Below are 20869 nucleotides of genomic sequence, written 5' to 3' on the forward strand. Positions count from 1 at the left end.
TTTTATACCTCTGTTTTAAAAGTTACAATAATATTTGTTTGATCTCCGCCCTCATATCTTGGAAATTCTTGTGTCAGCATTATATCTAAAAACTCTTTCAAAGCTGTATCAAATTCTAAATCTCCAGAAAGCCTCATAATCGAATAAGAAAATTTTCCTAAACTATTAATACTAATTTGCACCTCTGCTTCATATTGATTCCTATTCCATATAGGATTCCAATTTTTATATAAAATTTCTTGAACTTTTGCATAAAACTCATCATATTCGCCTTTGGGAGGAGTAAAAGTCATTGTCCTTTTCACTTCTAAGCCTGCTATTATTTTTTCTAATTCACTATTAAGAGTATCTTCTTTTTGAACACTCTCACGAGCTTGCTTTCTCTTAGCAATTTTATCGTCTTGACTTTGGGGTTTCAACACTTCTTTTTTAAGAGGTTGCTTAATTTTTACTTGTTGGAATAAATCATTAATTCCCAATCCAACATTAGGAGTTTTAGAAGCACTTTCATCTTTTATAGGGATTTCTTCAACTTTAGGTTCAACTTTTTTGGCACTAACTTTTGCTTGTATTTTAGGTTTTTGTTCTTCAAAAAAATCTATATGGAATGCTGTCTCTTTAAAAGTTGTATATTCTTTTATGGGTTTGTTAATATTATTAAAATGTGCAATAAAAAAAAGAATAAGGCAGACATAACCAATAATAGCTATGCCACCACTTATAAATAATAAAGGAAATTTACCCATCAGTTACTAACGAAACTCTGCTAAAACCACTTTGTTTAGCTATTTTTAAAATATAAATAACATCATCATATTTTAAATTTTTGTCCGCTCTAATATACACCTGCGTATTTTTATCATAAGCATTAGCAAATACATTAAAGCCATCAGGAAAACTATCAAAAGTAAAAATATCACTATTAAGGTAAATATTTCTTTTTAAATCAATACGAATTTCAATCTTTGAATCTTCTGCAATTCTTGAAACCTTAGAACCTTGAGGTAATACAATTTCTTCTTGATAGGTAATCACAGGTGCAGTTACCATTAAGATCGCCAAAAGCACAAGCATAATATCTACTAAAGGGGTAATATTAAGCTCTGGATTCTCTTCCCAATTAAAATTTTTCAAAATAACTCCAAAGTTTTTATTCTTTTGATGCGATTAAAACATTAATTTGTAATTGCAAATAAGTATTAAGCTCAAAGACTTTTCTTTTTAAGAAAAGATGAAAAGAATAAGCAGGAATAGCTGTCAAAATACCTGCGGCAGTAGCTACCAGTGCTTTTGAAATAATAGGAGCAATCACATCTAAAGTTGTTTTAGAACCAACCCCTAACTTTGAAAAAGCTTCTAAAATCTCAATAACCGTCCCAAATAAACCAATAAAAGGGGCAGTAGAAGCAACAATAGCTAAAAATGTTAAACCCAAAGTGGCATCTTTCATAGCTTTATCAAGAGAATATTGTAAAACAGTTGCTGTTATTTTCTTATCAACATTATTTAAATTAGAATAAAGTAAAGAGCTTCTAGATAAGGCATTTTTACCATTTAATAAACCCTCTAAACACTGCTGCTCATTTGCAAGAGTCACATATAAAGAAATATAGCGATAGAAAAATATCCAAATTACCAATATTAAATAAATAGAAAGCCAAGCAAGCATCACTATAGTTACAACACCATAGTTTTGCAAAAATGAAAATATCATAATGCACTCTTAGCATTGTTTTCAATATGTGAAAAAACCATTGAAAGGGCTAGTTGATTGTCCGTAGATTCTTCAAGAAGCTTTTTAGCATCAGAAATAGCTTTAGCTATTTCACTTTCATTGCCTCCATTAATATCTACTGCACCATCTACAAGCACATCAACACTTTGTTCATCAACCCTTACATAGCCCCAATTAATAGCAACCATCTCTTTTTTATCATCCAATCTTTGCACTTCTACAACACCTGCCCTTAATGTTGTAACTATGCCAACATGTCCTGGAAGAACACCAAATTCTCCCTCACTTCCTGGAAGAGTAACAGATTTTACATTATTAGAAAAAATCTTTCCCTCTGGAGTAACAATATCTAATTTTAAGGTTTCCATTTAAAGGCTCCTTTAGGAATTTACCTTCATTTTTTCTGCTTTTTCAAGAACCTCATTAATATTTCCTACCATATAAAAAGCATTTTCTGGAATATTATCGTATTTACCCTCTAAAATTCCCCTAAAACCCTCTAGGGTTTCTTGTAAAGTTACATATTTACCAGGACTGCCAGTAAAAACTTCTGCGACGAAAAATGGTTGTGAAAGAAATTTTTCTATTTTTCTTGCTCTTTCAACAACTTTTTTATCCTCCTCTGAAAGCTCATCCATACCCAAAATAGCAATAATATCTTGCAAGTCTTTATATTTTTGTAAAACTTGTTGCACACTTGTTGCTACCCTATAATGCTCTTCACCTACTACTTGAGGATCTAAGATCCTTGAAGTTGAATCAAGGGATCTACAGCTGGATAAATACCCTTTTCAGCAATCTTTCTATTTAAAACCGTAGTAGCATCAAGATGAGCAAAAACAGAAGCAGGTGCTGGGTCTGTTAAATCATCTGCTGGAACATAAACCGCCTGCACAGAAGTAATAGAACCTTTTTTAGTAGAAGTGATTCTCTCTTGTAATTTTCCCATCTCACTTGCCAAGGTAGGCTGATAACCAACTGCTGATGGAATCCTTCCCAGCAATGCAGACATTTCAGCACCAGATTGAGCATATCTAAAGATATTATCAATAAACATCAAAACATCCAAGCCTTTCTCATCTCGAAAATATTCAGCCATTGTCAAACCAGTAAATGCTATTCTATTTCTTGCTCCTGGTGGCTCATTCATCTGTCCATAACATAAAGCAACTTTATCTAACACTCCAGACTCTTTCATTTCGTGATACAAATCATTCCCTTCACGCGTTCTCTCACCAACACCAGCAAACACTGAATAACCGCTATGTTTAAAGGCAACATTATGGATAAGCTCCATAATAACAACGGTTTTACCAACACCTGCACCACCAAATAAACCAACTTTACCACCTTTTGAATAAGGAGCTAGTAAATCCACTACTTTAATCCCTGTTTCAAACATTTCTGTTTTTGTGCTTTGGTTTTCAAAACTTGGGGCACTCCTATGAATAGACCACTTTTCAGGATCTTTTAAGTCCTCTCCACCATCAATAACATCTCCAATTACATTAAAGATTCTACCTAAAACTTGCTCTCCAACAGGAACAGAAATAGGGTTCCCCTTAGCAATCACTCTCTCTCCTCTTGTCAAACCCTCTGTCATATCCATAGCAATTGCACGAATTCTATTATCTCCTATATGTGCTGCTACCTCTAAAACCAATTTATGGCTTTGACCATCTATATCAAAATTAATCTCTAGTGCTTCATTAATCGCTGGAAGATAAGATTCAAAATCTACATCTACAACAGGTCCCATAACTTGAATTATTTTTCCTAACATATTTTCTGACATTTATTACACTCCTTATTTCATCGATTCAACACCGGTATTAATTTCTACCAACTCTGTCGTAATTGCTTCTTGTCTTGCTTTATTATAAGCAATTGTTAAACTTTTTGCCAATTCACCTGCATTACTAGTTGCCGCATCCATTGCTTGCATTCTCGCACTATGTTCAGCAGCTAAGGAATCTACTAACGCAAAATACATACTAAATTCGACATATTTATTGGCTAATTGATTTAATATTTCATTTTCTTGCTCATTGGGTTCAACCTCTAAAATTGAACTACATACTTCAGGTAATTCAATAGTTTTAATAGGCAATAATTGTGAAACTTTCATTTCTTGAGAAATCATGTTTTTAAATCCATTATGCACTAAAATTATTTTTGAAGTAACACCATTTAAATAATCCTCAACAGCCTTATTGATAAAATCGGCTGCTTGTGAATAATCTGGAGAGGCACTTAAACCCACTACACTATCTAGCACTTCAATTTCATTGAATCTATAATATTCAACAGCTTTTTTACCAATCACACGTAAGCGGACTTTCATATCTTTAAGTTTATGCTCTGTTATAAGTCGATTCACTTCTTTAATAGTATTAATATTAAATCCTCCACACAACCCTTTATCTGCAGTAACAAGAACAATATCTACAAGATTTAAATTACTATTTTCAAGAAAAAAATAAGGATTATCAACCGCATTATTCCCATTAGATACTCTAGCTTTAATTTCTGCAAGGACTTCTACAATTTTATTAGCATATGTTTTCGAACGTCTAGCCATCTCATCAGCTTTTTTAAGCTTAGAAGTAGATACAAGCTTCATAGCACGTGTAGTTTTCTGCGTATTAAGAACGCTTGAAATCTGTTTTCTAATATCTTTTAGATTATTTCCCATATAGGCTCCTATGCTATTGCCATTATGCTGTAAAACTAGCTTTAAATTCTTCTAAAGCTTTACAAAGGGTTTCTTCAATGTCTTTATCAAGCATTTTTTTAGAACGTATATCTTCAAAAATTTGTGGATATTTGGCTTCTAGAAATGGATATAAATCCGCTTCAAATTTTGTAATGTTTGAAACAGCAACATCATCCATATAACCTCTAGCACCTGCAAAAATAACAACAACTTGACGCTCAATAGGTAATGGTGAATAAGGAGGCTGCTTTAATACTTCAACCATTCTTTGCCCTCTATCAAGCTGTTTGCGACTTGATTCATCAAGGTCTGAAGCAAATTGTGCAAAAGCCTGAAGTTCTCTAAATTGAGCTAAATCTAATCTCAAAGTCCCAGAAACTTGCTTTGTAGCCTTAATTTGTGCTGCACCTCCAACACGTGAAACTGATAAACCAACATTAATAGCAGGACGTATCCCAGAGTTAAAAAGATCTGTTTCAAGGAAAATCTGACCATCGGTGATAGAAATAACATTCGTTGGGATATAAGCAGCAACATCTCCTGCTTGTGTTTCAATAATAGGTAAAGCTGTCAATGATCCAGCACCCAATTCGTCATTAAGTTTTGCAGCACGTTCTAATAATCTAGAGTGAAGATAAAAAACATCTCCTGGAAATGCTTCTCGACCAGGAGGGCGTCTAAGAATTAAAGACATTTCACGATAAGCTACAGCGTGCTTACTTAGATCATCATAAACAATTAAAGCATGCCTACTGTTATCCCTAAAATATTCACCCATAGTTACACCTGCATAAGGAGCCAAATATTGCATAGCAGCAGAATCAGAAGCAGGGGCATTAACAATAATAGTATATTCCATAGCACCATGCTCTTCTAATTTTCTTACAACTTGTGCTACGGTGGATTCCTTTTGTCCAATTGCAACATAAATACAAACGACATCTTGACCTTTTTGATTAATAATGGTATCAATAGCGACAGTTGTTTTCCCTGTTTGCCTATCACCAATTATTAATTCTCTTTGTCCTCTACCAATAGGAACGAGTGCGTCAATAGCCTTTAAACCTGTTTGTAAAGGTTCATGCACTGATTTTCTAGCCATAATACCAGGGGCTTTTTCTTCCATAAAACGATATTCTTTAACTTCAATAGCACCTTTTCCATCTATAGGATCACCTAAAGCATTTAAAACACGTCCCATCAATCCATCGCCAACAGGAACACGCAAAAGCTTATTAAGTCTTTTAACCGAAGTGCCTTCTTTAATTTCTTTACCAGCTCCTAAAACAACAACACCTACACTTCCTTCCTCTAAACTTGAAGCTAAACCTTTATCACCTGTATCAAACTCAACCATTTCATAAGACATTGCATTCTTAAGTCCATAAACTTTAGCAACTCCATCTGCATAAGCGACTACTTTACCTACTTCTGCAATATCTAAATTTAATTCAAAATTATCTATTCTTTCTTTAATAATTGAACTAATCTCATCGGCTTGTAACTTTGCTACCACTACTACTCCTTAATAATAAAATTAAAATGCTCTTAATATATGATTTTTCAAATCATTAATAAACTTATCTTGAGAAAAAGAAATTTCAATTCCTAAATCTTCAACAACCAATTTAATACCATTTTTTTGAACAATTTTTTGTTCTAGAAGTAAATTAACTCCAAGTTTCTTACTAAACTTACTTTCAAAATCTTTTACTTTAACTTCACCATAATCTTCATTGACTATAAGAAAAGCAACATATTCTTTTTTTAAAAAAGAAACATAAGAAGATACCTCCTTATAGAGCTCTGGAAACAAATCCAACCGATTATGTTCTGCTAAAATTTTAATAAAATTTATCATCTTACTATCGATTTTATTTTCTAAAATATCTTGAATAATAAAATCAACTTTTTTTTCTATAGCAATGTAAGGAGATTCCATAATTTCCTGAAACTTAACAATATCATAGACATTGCTAAGTCTTGCAAATATATTCATGGCCACATTTAATTCTTCCTGTGTTGCAACCCTAGAAAATGCTTTAACATAACGTTTTGCAATTAACTCTTTCATCTTATATTGCCTTTTTTAGTAAAGATTGAGTCAATACTTCTTTGTTTAAAGAAATAGAATCTTGATGAAGCACTTCATCTAAAATTTCATTAATAACTGATTTTTCAATTTTTCTTCGTTCAAAAGCCATACTTTCATTGAATTGCTTTACTAAATTTTCAAGTTCTATTCTTGCATTTTCTTCGATTTTTTGAGTAATCACATAGGTTTCCTTATGAGCGGTTTCTACAACCTCACTTGCAATCCTTTTTGCTTCTTCTAAATCCTTAAGGGCTTGTTGCTTTTCTTTTTTAGATGCTTGAAGTTTTTCTTGAATTCTTGCTAAAGAGCCTGCTATCTCTTCTCTTCTATTTACAAAAATTGCTTTAATTTTATCTGCAGCAAAATAATAAATTAAAGCAAAAAAGATTACAAAATTAATAGTTCTCTCGATAATATCTACCTCTCCACTCCCATTAGCTGCTAAAAGTATATAAGGAGCAACGACCAATAAAACAATGATTCTTTTCACCTATTTCTCCTCACAACTTCTCAAGTTTAGCCTGTAAATTTTGCTTAAAAATTGGTATTTGCAATGATAGTGAAGTTTTCAAAACATCTCTTTCACTCCGTAAGTTTGCAACAAAATCATTATATTTTCGCTCTAATTCTTCTTTCTTTTGTGCAATTTTTATCTCTGCATTTCTCTTGGCATTTTCATGAGCTTTATTCTTAATAATAGCAGCTTCTTTTTTGGCATTCTTTAATATCTCTTCCATCTCATCTCTCAAAGCTTTAATATCTGTTATATTCTCTTGGATACCCTCACTATCTCTCTTAATTGAATCCTCTCTAGTGTCCATAAAATGAAGTAATGGCTTATACAAGATATTATTTAACAAATATACCAAGACAAGAAAAGTAACGAACACCAGCGCCATTACCCACAGAGTTGGGATAATAGTCATTTGAACTCCTTTCTACAATTTTAAAATTATGCTTTATTGTATCACGAATATTTCTAAGTTTTTCTTAAAAACTTTCATTGAGTAAAATATTCTTAAACCTTTTTATCTCCTCATCGTTACTAAATTCTACAATTAATTTATTTTTAACAAAATTTGCCGAAATTTTATTCGAATGCAAAATTGCACAAATATTCTTTAGCTGCTTCATTAATGCTTTATTCTCTTTATTTTTAGGCTGTAAGATATTATTTTTTGCGATATGATGACTTTTACTATCTTTTATATTTTTAACAATTTTCTCTGTTTCATGGACACTTAATTTTTGTCCGATAATAGAATGAGTAACCATTATTTGCTGTTTTGGAGGTAAAGTTACGAGAATCTTAGCGTGCCCTTGTGAAATCTTATTTTCTAAAATGCATTGCTGAACTTCTTTATCAAGTTCTAAAAGCCTTAGAGTATTCGTAATTTGCGTCCTTGATTTTGAGATACGTTTAGCAACTTCTTCGTGTGTAATTCCACAATCCTCAATCAGTTCCTTATAAGAATGTGCCAAGTCAATAGGATTTAAATCCTCTCTTTGAATATTTTCAATTAAAGCAAGTTCTCTTAATTTCTCCTCTTGAACTTCAACAATAATTGCTTTAATGCTGCTCTCTCCTGCAATTTTACTAGCCCTAAGACGCCTTTCCCCCGCAATTAAATAATAAGAATCGGCTTCTTTGGTATTCTCATAGACCAAAACAGGTTGCAATAATCCATGCTCACTAATAGAATCTGCTAATTCTTGCAAGCTTTTATTATCAAAAACTTTTCGCGGCTGTAAGGGATTAGGCTTAATACTATCAATATTAATTTCAATCACCAAACCAGAATTATCATTTAAATCTTTTTGATAAGCTTCTTCCACTTCACCTAAAATTGCACTTAATCCTCGTCCCAATCCAACAGACTTTTTAGCCATTAAGCCCTCTTTAAAATGGCTTTTGCAAGGTTTTGATAAGCTATATTACCCTGTGAGCGAACATCATATAATATTACAGGTTTTCCAAAACTAGGAGATTCAGCTAATTTAATGTTTCTAGGAATAACTATCGTATTTTGAGCATCATTAATCTTAATAAGTTGCTCATCAAAATGCTGTAACAAATCTGCAAAAACCTGTCTTGAAAGATTGTTTTGAGAACTATACATTGTAGGCAACAAACCTTTAATAGCCAAATTTGGATTAATCTCTTTACGCAAAAGCTTAATAGTATTCAAAAGTTGTGCTAATCCCTCTAAAGCAAAAAATTCACATTGAATAGGAATAATAACAGAATGTGAAGCACTAAGAGCATTAATAGTTAAGGGACCAAGTGCTGGAGGTGAATCAATAATAATGTAATCATAAACACTAATAATATCTTCAATTTTCTTTTTTAATATTAGCTCTCTACCACTTCTTTTTTGATTATAAAATTCTTTTTCAATACCCACTAAACCAATATTTGATGGTGCAAGGTGTAAAGTAGAAATAGAGGTTTTCTGAATAATCTGGGATAATTGTTTGGTTCCTATTAAAACATGATAAATATTAAATTCTATACTATTACGATGAAATCCTAAACTTGTAGTTGCATTAGCCTGTGGATCAGCATCAATAAGCAAAACTTTTTTTTCCTCTACTGCTAATGAAGCTGCTAAATTCACAGCTGTTGTTGTTTTACCAACTCCACCTTTTTGATTGGCAATACAAATCACTTCACACATCTTTAACTCCACTATCGCAAACTATAAATTCTCTGCCCATCAAGCAATATTGAACCATCTTCAAAAAGACTTGCATTCTTAAGAGATAGAATCCTTCCTTTATGGTGAAAATTAAAATGAAAATTATTTGGAAATTCTAACTTATATTTACTAAAAATTTGCTTCCATTTAAAAACTTCTATTTTTTCTATAAATTTTTCTAAAATATCTTTTCTTGAAATTTGAATATCCAAAGCCCCAAAATTTTTATTTTCTACCTTTAAATTTAAACCAATCCCAACTAAAATCTTATCTTCTATTAAAGTGCATAAAACGCCACCAATTTTCTTATCTTGAATGTATAAATCATTAGGCCATTTTAGCCATACCTTAGAGTGATATTCTTCTAAAATGCTTTTAAAAATATAACCATAAAAAATAGAAGCAGATTCTAAGGGTAAATCTTGCGGCAATGAATCTTTATAAAGAACAAAAGAAAAATACAATCCCTCTTTTGCCGCTTCCCAAACATTACCTCTACTCCCTATACCTTTATTTTGATGATGCGCTACAACCATAATAGGAGGTTTTAATGTATTATCTTTTAATTTTTTCACTAAAAAAAGATGGGTAGATTCTAAACATTCAAAAAATAAAATTTTCATTATTCTAATATATCTCCCTCCTTAAGCCTCTTTCCTTGTAAATATTGATAAGCACTCACAATATTCTTAGAGGGTGATTGTAAAAACTCAATCCACATACTCCCCATTTTAGTCCCCACCAAAACTTTTTCTTTAGTAACTTTAAGGATTAAACCAGCTGGATTTTTAGACTCCATCTCCTCTAAAATCAATCCCCTCATTTTTAAACCATTTTTTAAAAATATTCCTGGCCAACTCTCATAAGCAAGGGATTTTACAACAATCTCTTGGGCATTATCTAATACAACCTCTCCAAACTCTTTTTTAATCTTTTTACAAAAGCTGCTCTCACACTCCCTTTGCTTTAAAGGCATAACGCAATCTATTATTTCTAAAAACTCTAAAATTAACTCTGCTGCTAAATGCGATAATTGCTTAAATAATTCTACAGCATTTTGTTGAGTATTTTTTATAACTTTTATCCCTAAAATATCACCACAATCTAAGCCTTCTTCCATTTTCATTACACTAACACCAAAATATTTTTCATTCTCTAAAATACTTGCTTGAATAGGACTTGCTCCTCTAAATTTAGGTAAAATCGAAGCGTGAAGATTAATACAAGGTGCTATATCTAAAACTTCTCTTGAAAGAATCCGCCCAAAAGCCGCTACAATAATCATATCACAAGGGATATTTTGGAGAGATTTTATGGTATCTTCATTCAAGTCTTGAAAGATTGGAATATCTAACTTTTTATTAAGGATTAATGCTTTAGTAGGAGGCATTTTAAGCTGCATAGATCTCCCTGATTTTTTGTCACTTTGACAAACTAATGCCTTAATATTATGATTTTTTAACAAAGATTCTAAAATAACCGCTGCATAAGTTGGTGTCCCCATAAAAATAATATTCATTTTTCTGCCTTAATTTCTGCTCTCACACAATTTCTGGAACAAAAAGCGTCCCTTGTATATGTTTTTGATTTAATAAAAATTCTTTTAAAACTTCAAGTTTTTTACCACTTGATAAAAACATACTCCGCTTATTTTTTAACAAAAAATCCGCCGCTTTAAGCTTAGTAACAATGCCGCCTGTGGCAAAAGCATCATTAGGAGTAGGATTAGATTCTAAATCCTCTTTAGGGATATAATGCACAATTTTACGCATTTTTGCATTAGGATTAATTTGTGGATTATCCTCATAATAACCCTCTACATCACTTAAAATTACCAACATTGAAGCATCAAAATAATGTGTTACCTTAGCAGAAAGCTGATCATTATCACCCCCAAAACCTAAAAAAGCTAATTCCCCGGTAGTGGTTACATCATTTTCATTAATAATAGGCAAAACCTTATTCTTTAGCAATACTTCAATAACATTCCTAGCGTTTTGCGTGTGCTTTCTTGAATCAAATTCATAATTAGAAATTAAAAGTTGTGCACTAGTAATTTGATATTGCTTAAGGGATTCTGCATAAATTTTCATCAATAAGGGCTGACCAATCGCTGCTAATGCCTGTTTATTTTCTACAATATCTTTATCAAGATTTAAGGAAGTAAAGCCTGTCGCAACAGCTCCAGAGGATACCAAAATAATCTCATAACATTTTCTTAATGTCGCTATTAATTCACTTAAGGCGTGTATTTGGGCTAAATTAATTTTTTGCTCTTTAACCAAAACAGCACTTCCTACTTTTAAAACAATCCTATCTTTTAACATCAATCCTCCTTTATGCTTTGGTATAAAAAAAACTTTAATATTTCTACATTTTTGCCAATCACACTAGAAACACCAATAACAAACAAAGGCTCATCACCCTTAATAGTTTCTCTAGAAAAAGCTTTTTCTTGCCTAAACCAACAAAAGGCTTTTTCTTTATTTAAAACAAATCCAAAAGACTTTAAAAATCCCTCCAAAGCTTCAGTATTTTCATTAATATCTATTTTTGAAAACATAATTCCATAAGGTTTATTAGATAAACCTTCACTAAAATTTCTTAACTCCTCTTTTAAAACTCTAAATTGCTGAACTAATGGGCGATGATTTGCAACATCAAGCACAAAAAGCAGAAATTTTGTTCTCTCAATATGTTGTAAGAACTTGATTCCAAGTCCTTTTCCGGCACTAGCACCACTAATAATTCCGGGAATATCTGCCATAACAAAAGATTGGTATTCATTAATATTCACAATCCCTAAAGAAGGGATTAAAGTGGTAAATTCATAATTTGCAATTTCTGGCTTTGCATTAGATAACACTGAAATAAGCGTAGATTTACCCACATTAGGGAAGCCAACTAAGCCTACATCAGCAATTAGCTTCAACTCCAATCTTACCTTTTTTTCAATACCTGGCAAACCCGGTTGTGCATAAGTTGGACGTTGATTGGTAGGGCTTTTAAAATGGACATTACCAAGCCCTCCTTTACCCCCTTGCAAAAACAAAACTAACTCTCCCTCGTCTATTAAATCAAACAACAAAGCATTATTTTGCAAATCAAAAACTTGAGTCCCAGGAGGAACTACAATAACTAAATCATCGCCCTTTTTTCCATATTTATTGCGTCCCATTCCAGACTTACCATTGTGTGCTTTAAAAATCTTATGTCCTCTAAAATGTGAAAGGGTATTAGTATTTCTATCAATTTTAAAATAAACATCACCACCCTTTCCACCATCTCCCCCATCGGGACCACCATTAATAACGAATTTTTCTTTGCGAAAAGAAATAGCACCAGCTCCACCTTTTCCAGAAGATACAAGAATCTCAACACTATCAATAAACATAAAAATCCTAGAAAGATTTATTTAAGAAGAAAGCCCATCAAAGGGCTTAGAGAAGCTTAAGAAGCAGGATAGATAGAAACTTTTTTACGATTCCTATCTTTTCTTTCAAAAGAAACAATACCATCAATTAAAGCAAAAATAGTATGATCTTTTCCGATTCCGACATTATTACCAGGATGCACTTTTGTCCCTCTTTGACGTATGATAATATTTCCTGCCCGAACAAACTCTCCACCAAACTTCTTAACACCTAACCGGCGTCCAGCTGAATCACGATTATTTTGAGTACTTCCTTGACCTTTCTTATGTGCCATTATAACTCCTTATTGTAAGAATCTATGCAGTGATTTTAATAACACGAACGCGCGTAAAATCTCTCCTAAAACCTCTTTTGGTTTTACTATCTTTTCTACGACGTTTCTTAAAAGTGATAACTTTCTTGCCTCTACCCTCATTAATAACTTCAAGTTCTACTAGAGCACCTTCAACATAAGGAGTCCCAATATTTATATTATTTTCTTCACAAAGAGCTAAGACTTCTTTCACTTCAACTTTTGACTTTGGCTCAAGGTTTAAACAATCAAGTAATACAACATCACCTTCACTCACCTTGTATTGTTTGCCTCCATTCTGAATGATTGCATACATTATACAATTCCTTATAATTTGAAATTTCTGAAGTTTCATTATTTTAAGACAATAAAACTTTTAATTATACTCTAATCTTTTTTAAAGAATATTTAAGCTACTTAGGATTAATAACGCTTTTACCCTAAAACTCTATTTCAAAATTCTAAATACTTAAAGTTATACTTCAATTTTAAGTTTTTTATTCCACCAAAGCAATACATTCAATTTCAACCAAAGCATCCTTAGGCAATGTTTTAACCGCAACTGTGCTTCTTGCAGGTTTATGTTCGCCAAAAAATTCCGCATAAATCTGATTAACTCTAGCAAAATACTCCATATCACTTAAGAATATTGTTGTTTTAATAACCTTACTTAAACCACTATTTGCTTCCTTTAAGACAGCTTGCAAATTATTTAAAACCTGCCTTGTTTGGTTTTCAATACCTACCACTAAATCTCCCTTTGGTGTAAGACCAATTTGTCCTGAAGTAAAAACCATTCCATTAGCACAAATTGCTTGTGAATAAGGACCTATAGCCTGTGGAGCATCTCCTGTAAAAACAATTTTTAGCATTTTCTCTCCTTTACTTTATTCTATAAATAGTATAGAATTATACCGATATTATAAACTTTTTCTAATTCTAAGCATAAGGAAAATCTATGAAACTCATCTTTAAAATTATTAAAGTAAGCATTTTTCCTCTCTTTATTACCTCTACTTCATTAAATGCAGAAAATTTTTTAGAAATTCCCTCTAACAAACCCGATCCAACCCTAGCCCTAATCCTTACACAAAACGACAAAGACTTTTTAGAAGAGTTGCATAAATACCCTAAAAATACTGCATTTTTCATTGATGGGAAAACAGAAAAAATTATTGCCACCAATAATCCCCCCAAACTTCCAACAACACAAGAAATATCAAGAACTTCCCCACAAAAAGTAAATACTACCCCAAAAACAAAAAAACTTCAAAAACTAGCTCCGCATAATATACCCTACCAGATGCAAGAAGAGAAAATTGACCTTTTACGGTAATTTTTAAACTTAAGGATTTATAATGATAGAAATTGAATTTTTAGGACCACTAGGAAATAAAGTTTTACAAAGCAATGCAAAAGACTTCTATGATCTTAAAGAAGAATTACAACAAATTCCAGAAATACGAATTTGGCTTAAAGATTGTGCAATTGCACTTAATAATGAAATAATTACTTCTTTAGATACTCCTTTAAAATCTGGAGATAGGGTTCTACTCTTACCTCCAGTATGCGGTGGATAATGCAAACAAAAATAATAGGATTAGAACTTTTTGATGGGGCTTTAGATACTAGAACCATTTATGCAAATTGGTATGACTTTGCGGCTAATAATAATCTTGGTGCTAATAGTGTATTTACAGGGATTGTCCGTGCTGAAAATGGATATGAAGGCTTAAGTTTTGATATTTATGAACCCCTTTTAGAAGAATGGTTTTTAGGATGGAGCAAAAATGCCTTAGAAAAAGGAGTTTTTTTGAGAATGGCACATTCTAAAGGGGATGTCTTAAATCACCAAAGCTCTTATATAGCAGGAGTTTTTAGTCAAAAACGGCGGGCTTGTTTGGATATTTTTGAAAGCTTTATTGAAGATTTTAAACACAAAGCCCCTATTTGGAAATATGATATTAAAAACAACCAAAGATTTTATGCTAAAGAAAGAAGCCATAAGCTCCCATTTAGTGGAATATTATCGTGAGAATTGTGGTATTTAGCGGGAATTCTAATAGTGGCAAAACTACGCTTATTGAAAAACTCTCCCTTGCCTTACAACCCAATAAAAAGATTAGTATCATTAAACACGACCCAAAAGACAAAGCCATCTTTGATACAAAGGGAAAAGATTCTTATAGATTTTATGAAAGTGGAGCCAATATAGCTATTTTAAGTCCTACACAGACAACCTTACGTTTTCATACCTCTTTAAACATTACAGAAATTATTAAGTATTTTAAAGATTGCGATTATCTTTTTATCGAAGGGCTTAAAGAACTTCCATTCCCTAAAATAACAATCGCTAGAGAAAATTTAGATGAGCGTTTCTTTGCTTTTAGCAATGCTTTAGCTATCGACAATAGCATAAAAGATTATTCCAAAATTCCTAAAAACATTGATATTTTAAACTTAAATAATACCCAAGAAATACTCCATTGGATTAACACACACATAAAGGATACACTATGAAAGAAGCAAAAATTGGAATTTTAACACTATCTGATAGAGCTAGTGCGGGAATCTATGAGGATATTTCAGGAAATGCTATTATTGCAACCTTACAAGAATACCTCATCTCACCTTGGAGTAGCATTTATAAAGTCATAGCCGATGAACAAAAAGAAATTGAAAAATACCTTATAGAGTTTGCGGATAAGGAAGTATGCGATTTAATCATTACTACAGGTGGAACAGGACCGGCAAAAAGGGATGTAACACCAGAAGCTACAGAAGCCGTATGCCAAAAAATGCTTCCGGGCTTTGGCGAGCTTATGCGACAGAGTAGCTTGCAATATGTTCCAACCGCAATTCTTTCAAGACAAACTGCGGGAATTAGGAATAAAACCCTTATCCTTAACCTACCGGGAAAACCAAAATCTATTAGGGAATGCTTAAATGCTGTATTTCCTGCAATCCCTTATTGTTTAGATTTAATAGGTGCAAGTTATCTACAAACTAATGAATCTATTATCAAAGCTTTCCGCCCCAAAAGCTAAGAGCAAAAAGGCTTTAATACAACCTAGAAATAAGATTAAAGATTCTATAAGTGGCTTTTTCAATACCCAAAGCGATATTATCCCCAAGCAATTTTTGTAAATATAAATCAAATTTATCCTTTTGCAACCAATGCACCTCTTTAATCCCTGCAAGAGTATAAAGCTTATTTTGTGCTTCATAAATACTTCCTATCTCATCAATTAACCCAAACTCTAAAGCATTAGCAGCACTTAAGATTCTACCTTGTGCAAAATATCCTTGATTGTTTATATCTAATCCTCTAGCTTGCACCACATCATTAACAAACATTTTATACTGCTCTTGAATTAATCCCTCTAACATCTCTTTTTCTAAAGCATTCCAAGGACGCATAAAAGTTCCAGCTTCTTTATAATCTCCTGCTTTTAAACTTTGAGATTTTACACCTAATTTCTGTGCTAACTCGCTAATATCTACACCATTTAAAATTACTCCAATAGATCCCAATAAAGCACCTTTATTAGCAATGATAGAATTTGCCCACATTCCTGCTAAATAACTGCCACTTGCCATAGAACCTTGTGCGTAAGCAACAATAGGTTTAATTTTACTCACCCTCTTAATCGCTTCAGAAATCTCTATACTAGGGGCTATTGCACCACCTGGAGAATTAATAACAAGCAAAATACCTTTAATATTTGGATTTTGCTCTAATTCATAGAAATTTTCTAAAAAACTCTCACTTTGCATAATAGGACCTATCAAGTCAATCCTTGCTACATTAGCATTGTTATTCTCCCCTTCACCACCTGCAGAGAATATTAAAAACACAATCAATAAAAACACTAAAGCCTTAAAATACTTCATAATAAAATCAAGCGGCATAAGCAAAACTCTAAAAAACTTCACAAATATCCTTTAAAATAATTTTGATATATAGAATTATACTAGGTTTACTATTGGTTTAATAAAACTGAATACTATAATTCCTAATTGTTATTAAACAATAATTTTATTTAAAAGGGATATATATGATTAATTACAAAAAATTGCTTCAATATTAATGCTTTCAGCTTCTCTTTATGCCGCAGAATATACTGCAGAATGGAATTATACAGATAAAGGTCCTAATCGTTAGCATTCTTTACATCCAGAATGGGAAACTTGCTTTTTGGGAAAAGAACAATCCCCTATTAATATATCTTCTTTGAGAGCCATTGATAAAGTTAATAGCTTAATATTGAGATATGAATCTGATTCTAAAAATGTTGTCAATAATGGACACACTTTGCAATTAAATTTTGATAATATGAGCTACATTACTTTCAATGATACAAAATATAATTTATTACAAGCACATTTTCATACGCCATCAGAACATCATTTAGATGGAGTGATTTATCCTTTAGAAGGGCATTTAGTTCATCAAAATGAAAATGGAGATTTATTGGTTATTGGGGTATTTTTCAAAAAAGTAAGCAAAATCCCATCATTAAAAGTATGTTAGCAAACTATTCTACAGAGATTAATAATCAAATGCCTTTGGAAAAATTAAATGCAAAAATGCTTTTACCTACAAAATATCGTTTCTATTCTCTCAAAGGAAATTTAACAACCCCTCCTTGCACTGAAAATGTGCAATGGATTATTCTTGATAATCCAGCAACAGCCTCTGCAGAACAAATCAAAAAATTAAGGGAGCTTTTTCATAATAACAATGCACGAACTTTACAAGATTCTAATAATAGAGAGATTACTTTCACAAAGTAATCTCAACTAATTTATAATCCATTCAGGTAAAGAGCCAAAATTTTTGTATTCTCTAGATCTAATTTACTACTTATAGCAAGTAATTACTCAAAAGGAGACTAAAGAACAATATCAACCTATATTTCTTAACAGCACAGCTATTAAAAAATTGAAAAAGAATTTAAAAACTTAATCTTGAAAAACAAATCTCGCCACTTATTATTAAAGAAATGGAATAGGTAATTTAACAAGTCCAATTAAATCAGCTTGTGATGTTTATTATAAATGTCTTAAATAATTTGGCTACAACATTTATGGCTTAGCAAGATTTGGCTATATTGTTTTAATCCCTATTATGATACTCTCAAACAGATTAAATGAATCAAAGCATTCAATTGAGTATTGCAATTTTAGTGGGATATATTTTGGTGGTTTTTTATTATTTTTTTAAGGAAATTTATGAACCTTGAAAATATTGCAAAGCTAAGTTTTTTAATAATGTCTTTAAGTTTTTTTGCTTAGAACATTCAAAAAGCCTAAACAAACAATACATAAAGATAATAAATTTAAAATCCCTTATAAATTATGGCTTCTCATTACTTCATATATTCTTAACGCCATAAGGTATTTACCTCATACGCTAACACTTTCTATTCATTCTTACTTTTGTTTGAGTATGGATTCGCCTTTTTCTTTTGTAATTCTAATATTAACAAAGGACATAGTGTATCCTTGATTTTAATTTCTTTATATTGTAGTATGTATGTTCTTGTTCTCTCCAATTTCTTTAACAATTTTCTATAATTTATTATCAACAATAAGCATACCTAATCCATAGCCATAGGGTTTGTTAATTTTGTCAATATTTTGATAAAATACAATATTTTTTCAAGGCTTAGGTATGGATATTTCTTTAGAACACATACGAAACTTTTCAATTATTGCTCATATTGACCACGGAAAATCTACCTTAGCAGATTGCCTTATACAGGCTTGTGGAGCAATAACAGAGCGCGAAATGAGTTCCCAAATAATGGATACTATGGATATTGAAAAAGAAAGAGGAATCACCATAAAAGCACAAAGCGTAAGATTAAACTACAACCATGAGGGACAATCCTATATTTTAAACCTCATTGATACCCCAGGGCATGTAGATTTTAGCTATGAAGTTTCGCGTTCTCTTGCTTCTTGTGAGGGGGTTTTATTAGTCGTTGATGCTAGTCAAGGCGTAGAAGCCCAAACTATTGCCAATGTCTATATGGCATTAGATAATAATCTTGAAATTATCCCTGTTTTAAACAAAATCGACCTACCAGCAGCAGCACCAAAACGTGTAAAATCAGAAATTGAACAAACTATTGGACTAGATTGCTCTAATGCTTTAGAAGTTAGTGCTAAAGCAAATATTGGCATCAAAAATTTATTAGATTCTATTATCAGGCTTATTCCACCACCACAAGGAAATACTAACGCACCCACTAAAGCTCTCATTTATGATTCATGGTTTGATAATTACTTAGGAGCTTTAGCTCTTATACGCGTAATAGATGGCAGCATTAAAAAGGGGCAGAATATTTATATTATGGGAAGCAAAAAAAACCACGAAGTCTTAGATTTACTCTATCCCCACCCCATAAAAGGACAAAAAACAAAAGAAATAAAAACCGGAGAGATTGGTATTGTAATTTTAGGGTTAAAGAATGTAACAGACATTGCCGTTGGAGATACCATCACAGACTTTAATAACAAAACTAAAGAAGCTATTGCAGGTTTTGAACCCGCAAAACCTTTTGTTTTTGCCGGAATCTATCCTATTGATACAAATAAATTTGAAGACTTGCGTGATGCACTCAATAAACTCAAACTTAACGATTCAAGCCTCACTTATGAACCTGAAACTTCTGTAGCCTTAGGATTTGGATTCCGCATAGGATTCTTAGGGCTATTACATATGGAAGTTGTTAAAGAAAGACTAGAAAGAGAGTTTGGGTTAGATTTAATTGCTACTGCACCTACTGTAGTGTATGAAATTACCCAAACTGATGGCACTATCCTCAAAATCCAAAACCCCAGCCAATTACCCCCTGAACAAAAGATTGCTAAAATAAAAGAACCCTATGTAAAATCTACCATCATAGTGCCTAGCGAATTTTTAGGAAACATCATAACCTTACTCAACAAAAGAAGGGGCATTCAAAAAAAAATGGAATACCTGCAAGAAACAAGGGTATTATTAGAATATTGGATTCCTACCAATGAAATTGTTATGGATTTTTATGATAAGCTCAAATCTTGCACGAAAGGTTATGCAAGCTTTGATTATGAACCTATCCATTACCAAGAAGGTAATTTAGTCAAACTTGATATTAGAGTAGCCAATGAAATTATTGACGCTTTAAGTATTATTGTCCCCAAAAGCAAAGCTTATGAAAAGGGCAAGGAACTTATAGAAGCAATGAAAGAAATTATCCCTAGGCAGCTTTTTGAAGTAGCCATTCAAGCAAGTATAGGCAACAAAATTATCGCAAGAGAAACGATTAAATCTGTAGGCAAAAATGTAACAGCAAAATGTTATGGAGGAGACATTACAAGAAAAAGAAAATTATTAGAAAAGCAAAAAGAAGGTAAAAAAAGAATGAAGGCTATTGGAAAGGTAGCCCTTCCACAAGAGGCATTTCTAGCGGTGCTTAAGATTGATTAATCTAAAAACTTCAATAAATCCCTAAAGGTAATGACAAATCTTTAGCATCAGTTACCAATTTGACATATTAAAGACAAAGATAAAGAATAGAAAGTGCAATTAAAAACAAGCATTATAATAATAAAATGGCTAGAAATGATAAAGTTTTTTGATGGGTTTTTATCAAAAGCAAAAAAAGATACCATCACTATCACTTTGCCAGAAAGTCTTAAGTCTAATGAGTTTGCTAAACCTAAAAATCATATTAAACTTTCTATATTTTTATCTTTGAAATCTCGCTCTCTAAGTTTATTTAACCCTAACACCCTTATTAACACTGAAATCCTAACATTTAGAATCAACACTAGAACCCACAACTACACTTAACAATACTAAAAATACAGAAAGCTTTATTAATTATCACTAATAAAGTGAGTGA

General features: G+C 32.0%; 28 protein-coding genes and 2 pseudogenes. 10 read left to right on the forward strand and 20 right to left on the reverse strand.

Going from position 1 to position 20869, the window contains the following annotated elements:
* Nucleotides 1-2: 2 nt before the first annotated feature.
* From CDV25_RS02980 to CDV25_RS03070, 19 genes and pseudogenes are all read right to left on the reverse strand, one after another.
* The gene (locus tag CDV25_RS02980; RefSeq protein WP_108910708.1) at nt 3-746 is read right to left on the reverse strand and encodes a TonB C-terminal domain-containing protein; all 744 of its coding nucleotides are present in this window, start codon (nt 744-746) and stop codon (nt 3-5) included.
* The gene (locus CDV25_RS02985) at nt 739-1074 is read right to left on the reverse strand and encodes a biopolymer transporter ExbD (protein ID WP_239056459.1); all 336 of its coding nucleotides are present in this window, start codon (nt 1072-1074) and stop codon (nt 739-741) included. Before CDV25_RS02985 ends, CDV25_RS02980 begins: the two co-directional genes overlap by 8 nt.
* A 76-nt stretch (nt 1075-1150) precedes the next feature.
* Nucleotides 1151-1714, reverse strand: coding sequence for a MotA/TolQ/ExbB proton channel family protein (locus tag CDV25_RS02990; protein WP_108910710.1), 564 nt, complete (start codon nt 1712-1714; stop codon nt 1151-1153).
* On the reverse strand, nt 1711-2103 hold the full coding sequence (atpC, locus tag CDV25_RS02995; RefSeq protein WP_108910711.1) for an ATP synthase F1 subunit epsilon: 393 nt from the start codon (nt 2101-2103) through the stop codon (nt 1711-1713). Before atpC ends, CDV25_RS02990 begins: the two co-directional genes overlap by 4 nt.
* A 12-nt stretch (nt 2104-2115) precedes the next feature.
* Nucleotides 2116-3518 (reverse strand): annotated as a pseudogene (gene atpD, locus CDV25_RS03000) (F0F1 ATP synthase subunit beta).
* A 24-nt stretch (nt 3519-3542) separates the two neighbouring features.
* Nucleotides 3543-4430, reverse strand: a complete 888-nt coding sequence (gene atpG, locus CDV25_RS03005) for an ATP synthase F1 subunit gamma (protein WP_108910712.1) — start codon at nt 4428-4430, stop codon at nt 3543-3545.
* A gap of 22 nt (nt 4431-4452) precedes the next feature.
* On the reverse strand, nt 4453-5967 hold the full coding sequence (atpA, locus tag CDV25_RS03010; RefSeq protein ID WP_034553819.1) for a F0F1 ATP synthase subunit alpha: 1515 nt from the start codon (nt 5965-5967) through the stop codon (nt 4453-4455).
* A 21-nt stretch (nt 5968-5988) separates the two neighbouring features.
* Nucleotides 5989-6525: a F0F1 ATP synthase subunit delta gene (locus tag CDV25_RS03015; protein ID WP_108910713.1), complete on the reverse strand. Its 537-nt coding sequence runs from the start codon at nt 6523-6525 to the stop codon at nt 5989-5991.
* A 1-nt stretch (nt 6526) separates the two neighbouring features.
* Nucleotides 6527-7036 (reverse strand): F0F1 ATP synthase subunit B, encoded by a 510-nt coding sequence (locus CDV25_RS03020; RefSeq protein WP_108910714.1) that lies wholly within the window; start codon nt 7034-7036, stop codon nt 6527-6529.
* A gap of 10 nt (nt 7037-7046) precedes the next feature.
* The gene (locus CDV25_RS03025; RefSeq protein WP_108910715.1) at nt 7047-7472 is read right to left on the reverse strand and encodes a F0F1 ATP synthase subunit B family protein; all 426 of its coding nucleotides are present in this window, start codon (nt 7470-7472) and stop codon (nt 7047-7049) included.
* A 64-nt stretch (nt 7473-7536) separates the two neighbouring features.
* The gene (locus tag CDV25_RS03030) at nt 7537-8436 is read right to left on the reverse strand and encodes a ParB/RepB/Spo0J family partition protein (protein WP_108910716.1); all 900 of its coding nucleotides are present in this window, start codon (nt 8434-8436) and stop codon (nt 7537-7539) included.
* Nucleotides 8436-9224 (reverse strand): ParA family protein, encoded by a 789-nt coding sequence (locus CDV25_RS03035; RefSeq protein WP_034553827.1) that lies wholly within the window; start codon nt 9222-9224, stop codon nt 8436-8438. The genes CDV25_RS03030 and CDV25_RS03035 overlap by 1 nt, the downstream gene beginning before the upstream one ends.
* 11 nt (nt 9225-9235) lie before the next feature.
* On the reverse strand, nt 9236-9868 hold the full coding sequence (locus CDV25_RS03040) for a biotin--[acetyl-CoA-carboxylase] ligase (protein WP_108910717.1): 633 nt from the start codon (nt 9866-9868) through the stop codon (nt 9236-9238).
* On the reverse strand, nt 9868-10764 hold the full coding sequence (locus CDV25_RS03045) for a methionyl-tRNA formyltransferase (RefSeq protein WP_108910718.1): 897 nt from the start codon (nt 10762-10764) through the stop codon (nt 9868-9870). The genes CDV25_RS03040 and CDV25_RS03045 overlap by 1 nt, the downstream gene beginning before the upstream one ends.
* Before the next feature lie 22 nt (nt 10765-10786).
* Nucleotides 10787-11572: a glutamate 5-kinase gene (gene proB, locus CDV25_RS03050; protein ID WP_108910719.1), complete on the reverse strand. Its 786-nt coding sequence runs from the start codon at nt 11570-11572 to the stop codon at nt 10787-10789.
* Nucleotides 11572-12639: a GTPase ObgE gene (obgE, locus tag CDV25_RS03055; RefSeq protein ID WP_108910720.1), complete on the reverse strand. Its 1068-nt coding sequence runs from the start codon at nt 12637-12639 to the stop codon at nt 11572-11574. Before obgE ends, proB begins: the two co-directional genes overlap by 1 nt.
* A 56-nt stretch (nt 12640-12695) precedes the next feature.
* On the reverse strand, nt 12696-12953 hold the full coding sequence (rpmA, locus tag CDV25_RS03060; protein ID WP_104721169.1) for a 50S ribosomal protein L27: 258 nt from the start codon (nt 12951-12953) through the stop codon (nt 12696-12698).
* A 22-nt stretch (nt 12954-12975) separates the two neighbouring features.
* Nucleotides 12976-13290 carry a 50S ribosomal protein L21 gene (rplU, locus tag CDV25_RS03065; RefSeq protein WP_204161872.1) on the reverse strand — a complete coding sequence of 105 codons (315 nt, stop codon included), beginning with the start codon at nt 13288-13290 and terminating at the stop codon, nt 12976-12978.
* Nucleotides 13291-13468: 178 nt separating this feature from the next.
* A complete protein-coding gene (locus CDV25_RS03070) occupies nt 13469-13843 on the reverse strand; it encodes a RidA family protein (RefSeq protein WP_108910722.1) in 375 nt (124 codons plus the stop codon).
* Between the two features lie 86 nt (nt 13844-13929).
* On the opposite strand from CDV25_RS03070, the gene CDV25_RS03075 reads away from it, so the two are divergent.
* The 5 genes from CDV25_RS03075 to mog are packed head-to-tail and all read left to right on the forward strand — an operon-like array spanning nt 13930 to nt 16018.
* The gene (locus tag CDV25_RS03075) at nt 13930-14307 is read left to right on the forward strand and encodes a hypothetical protein (protein WP_034553846.1); all 378 of its coding nucleotides are present in this window, start codon (nt 13930-13932) and stop codon (nt 14305-14307) included.
* A gap of 22 nt (nt 14308-14329) precedes the next feature.
* On the forward strand, nt 14330-14551 hold the full coding sequence (locus tag CDV25_RS03080; protein ID WP_108910723.1) for a MoaD/ThiS family protein: 222 nt from the start codon (nt 14330-14332) through the stop codon (nt 14549-14551).
* Nucleotides 14551-15006 (forward strand): molybdenum cofactor biosynthesis protein MoaE, encoded by a 456-nt coding sequence (locus CDV25_RS03085; protein WP_108910724.1) that lies wholly within the window; start codon nt 14551-14553, stop codon nt 15004-15006. The genes CDV25_RS03080 and CDV25_RS03085 overlap by 1 nt, the downstream gene beginning before the upstream one ends.
* Nucleotides 15003-15491, forward strand: a complete 489-nt coding sequence (gene mobB / locus CDV25_RS03090; protein ID WP_034553849.1) for a molybdopterin-guanine dinucleotide biosynthesis protein B — start codon at nt 15003-15005, stop codon at nt 15489-15491. Before CDV25_RS03085 ends, mobB begins: the two co-directional genes overlap by 4 nt.
* Nucleotides 15488-16018, forward strand: a complete 531-nt coding sequence (gene mog, locus CDV25_RS03095) for a molybdopterin adenylyltransferase (protein WP_108910725.1) — start codon at nt 15488-15490, stop codon at nt 16016-16018. Before mobB ends, mog begins: the two co-directional genes overlap by 4 nt.
* 13 nt (nt 16019-16031) lie before the next feature.
* Here the strand turns inward: mog and sppA are convergent, their stop codons facing one another.
* Nucleotides 16032-16907: a signal peptide peptidase SppA gene (gene sppA / locus CDV25_RS03100; protein WP_034554627.1), complete on the reverse strand. Its 876-nt coding sequence runs from the start codon at nt 16905-16907 to the stop codon at nt 16032-16034.
* A 262-nt stretch (nt 16908-17169) separates the two neighbouring features.
* Between sppA and CDV25_RS10715 the strand changes: the two genes are divergently transcribed.
* The 5 genes and pseudogenes from CDV25_RS10715 to CDV25_RS03120 all read left to right on the forward strand — a co-directional run bounded on the left by CDV25_RS10715 (nt 17170) and on the right by CDV25_RS03120 (nt 20817).
* On the forward strand, nt 17170-17505 hold the full coding sequence (locus CDV25_RS10715) for a carbonic anhydrase family protein (RefSeq protein WP_108910726.1): 336 nt from the start codon (nt 17170-17172) through the stop codon (nt 17503-17505).
* A 29-nt stretch (nt 17506-17534) separates the two neighbouring features.
* Nucleotides 17535-17768 carry a carbonic anhydrase family protein gene (locus tag CDV25_RS10720; RefSeq protein ID WP_269149130.1) on the forward strand — a complete coding sequence of 78 codons (234 nt, stop codon included), beginning with the start codon at nt 17535-17537 and terminating at the stop codon, nt 17766-17768.
* A gap of 289 nt (nt 17769-18057) precedes the next feature.
* Nucleotides 18058-18260: pseudogene (locus CDV25_RS10485) on the forward strand (YbfB/YjiJ family MFS transporter); the annotation flags it as partial.
* 388 nt (nt 18261-18648) lie between these two features.
* A complete protein-coding gene (gene lepA, locus CDV25_RS03115) occupies nt 18649-20451 on the forward strand; it encodes a translation elongation factor 4 (protein WP_108910728.1) in 1803 nt (600 codons plus the stop codon).
* 93 nt (nt 20452-20544) lie between these two features.
* Entirely contained in the window at nt 20545-20817 is a 273-nt protein-coding gene (locus CDV25_RS03120) for a hypothetical protein (protein ID WP_108910729.1), read from the forward strand.
* Nucleotides 20818-20869: the final 52 nt, after the last annotated feature.

This window comes from Helicobacter apodemus (assembly GCF_003097575.1).
Taxonomy (GTDB): Bacteria; Campylobacterota; Campylobacteria; order Campylobacterales; family Helicobacteraceae; genus Helicobacter_D; species Helicobacter_D apodemus.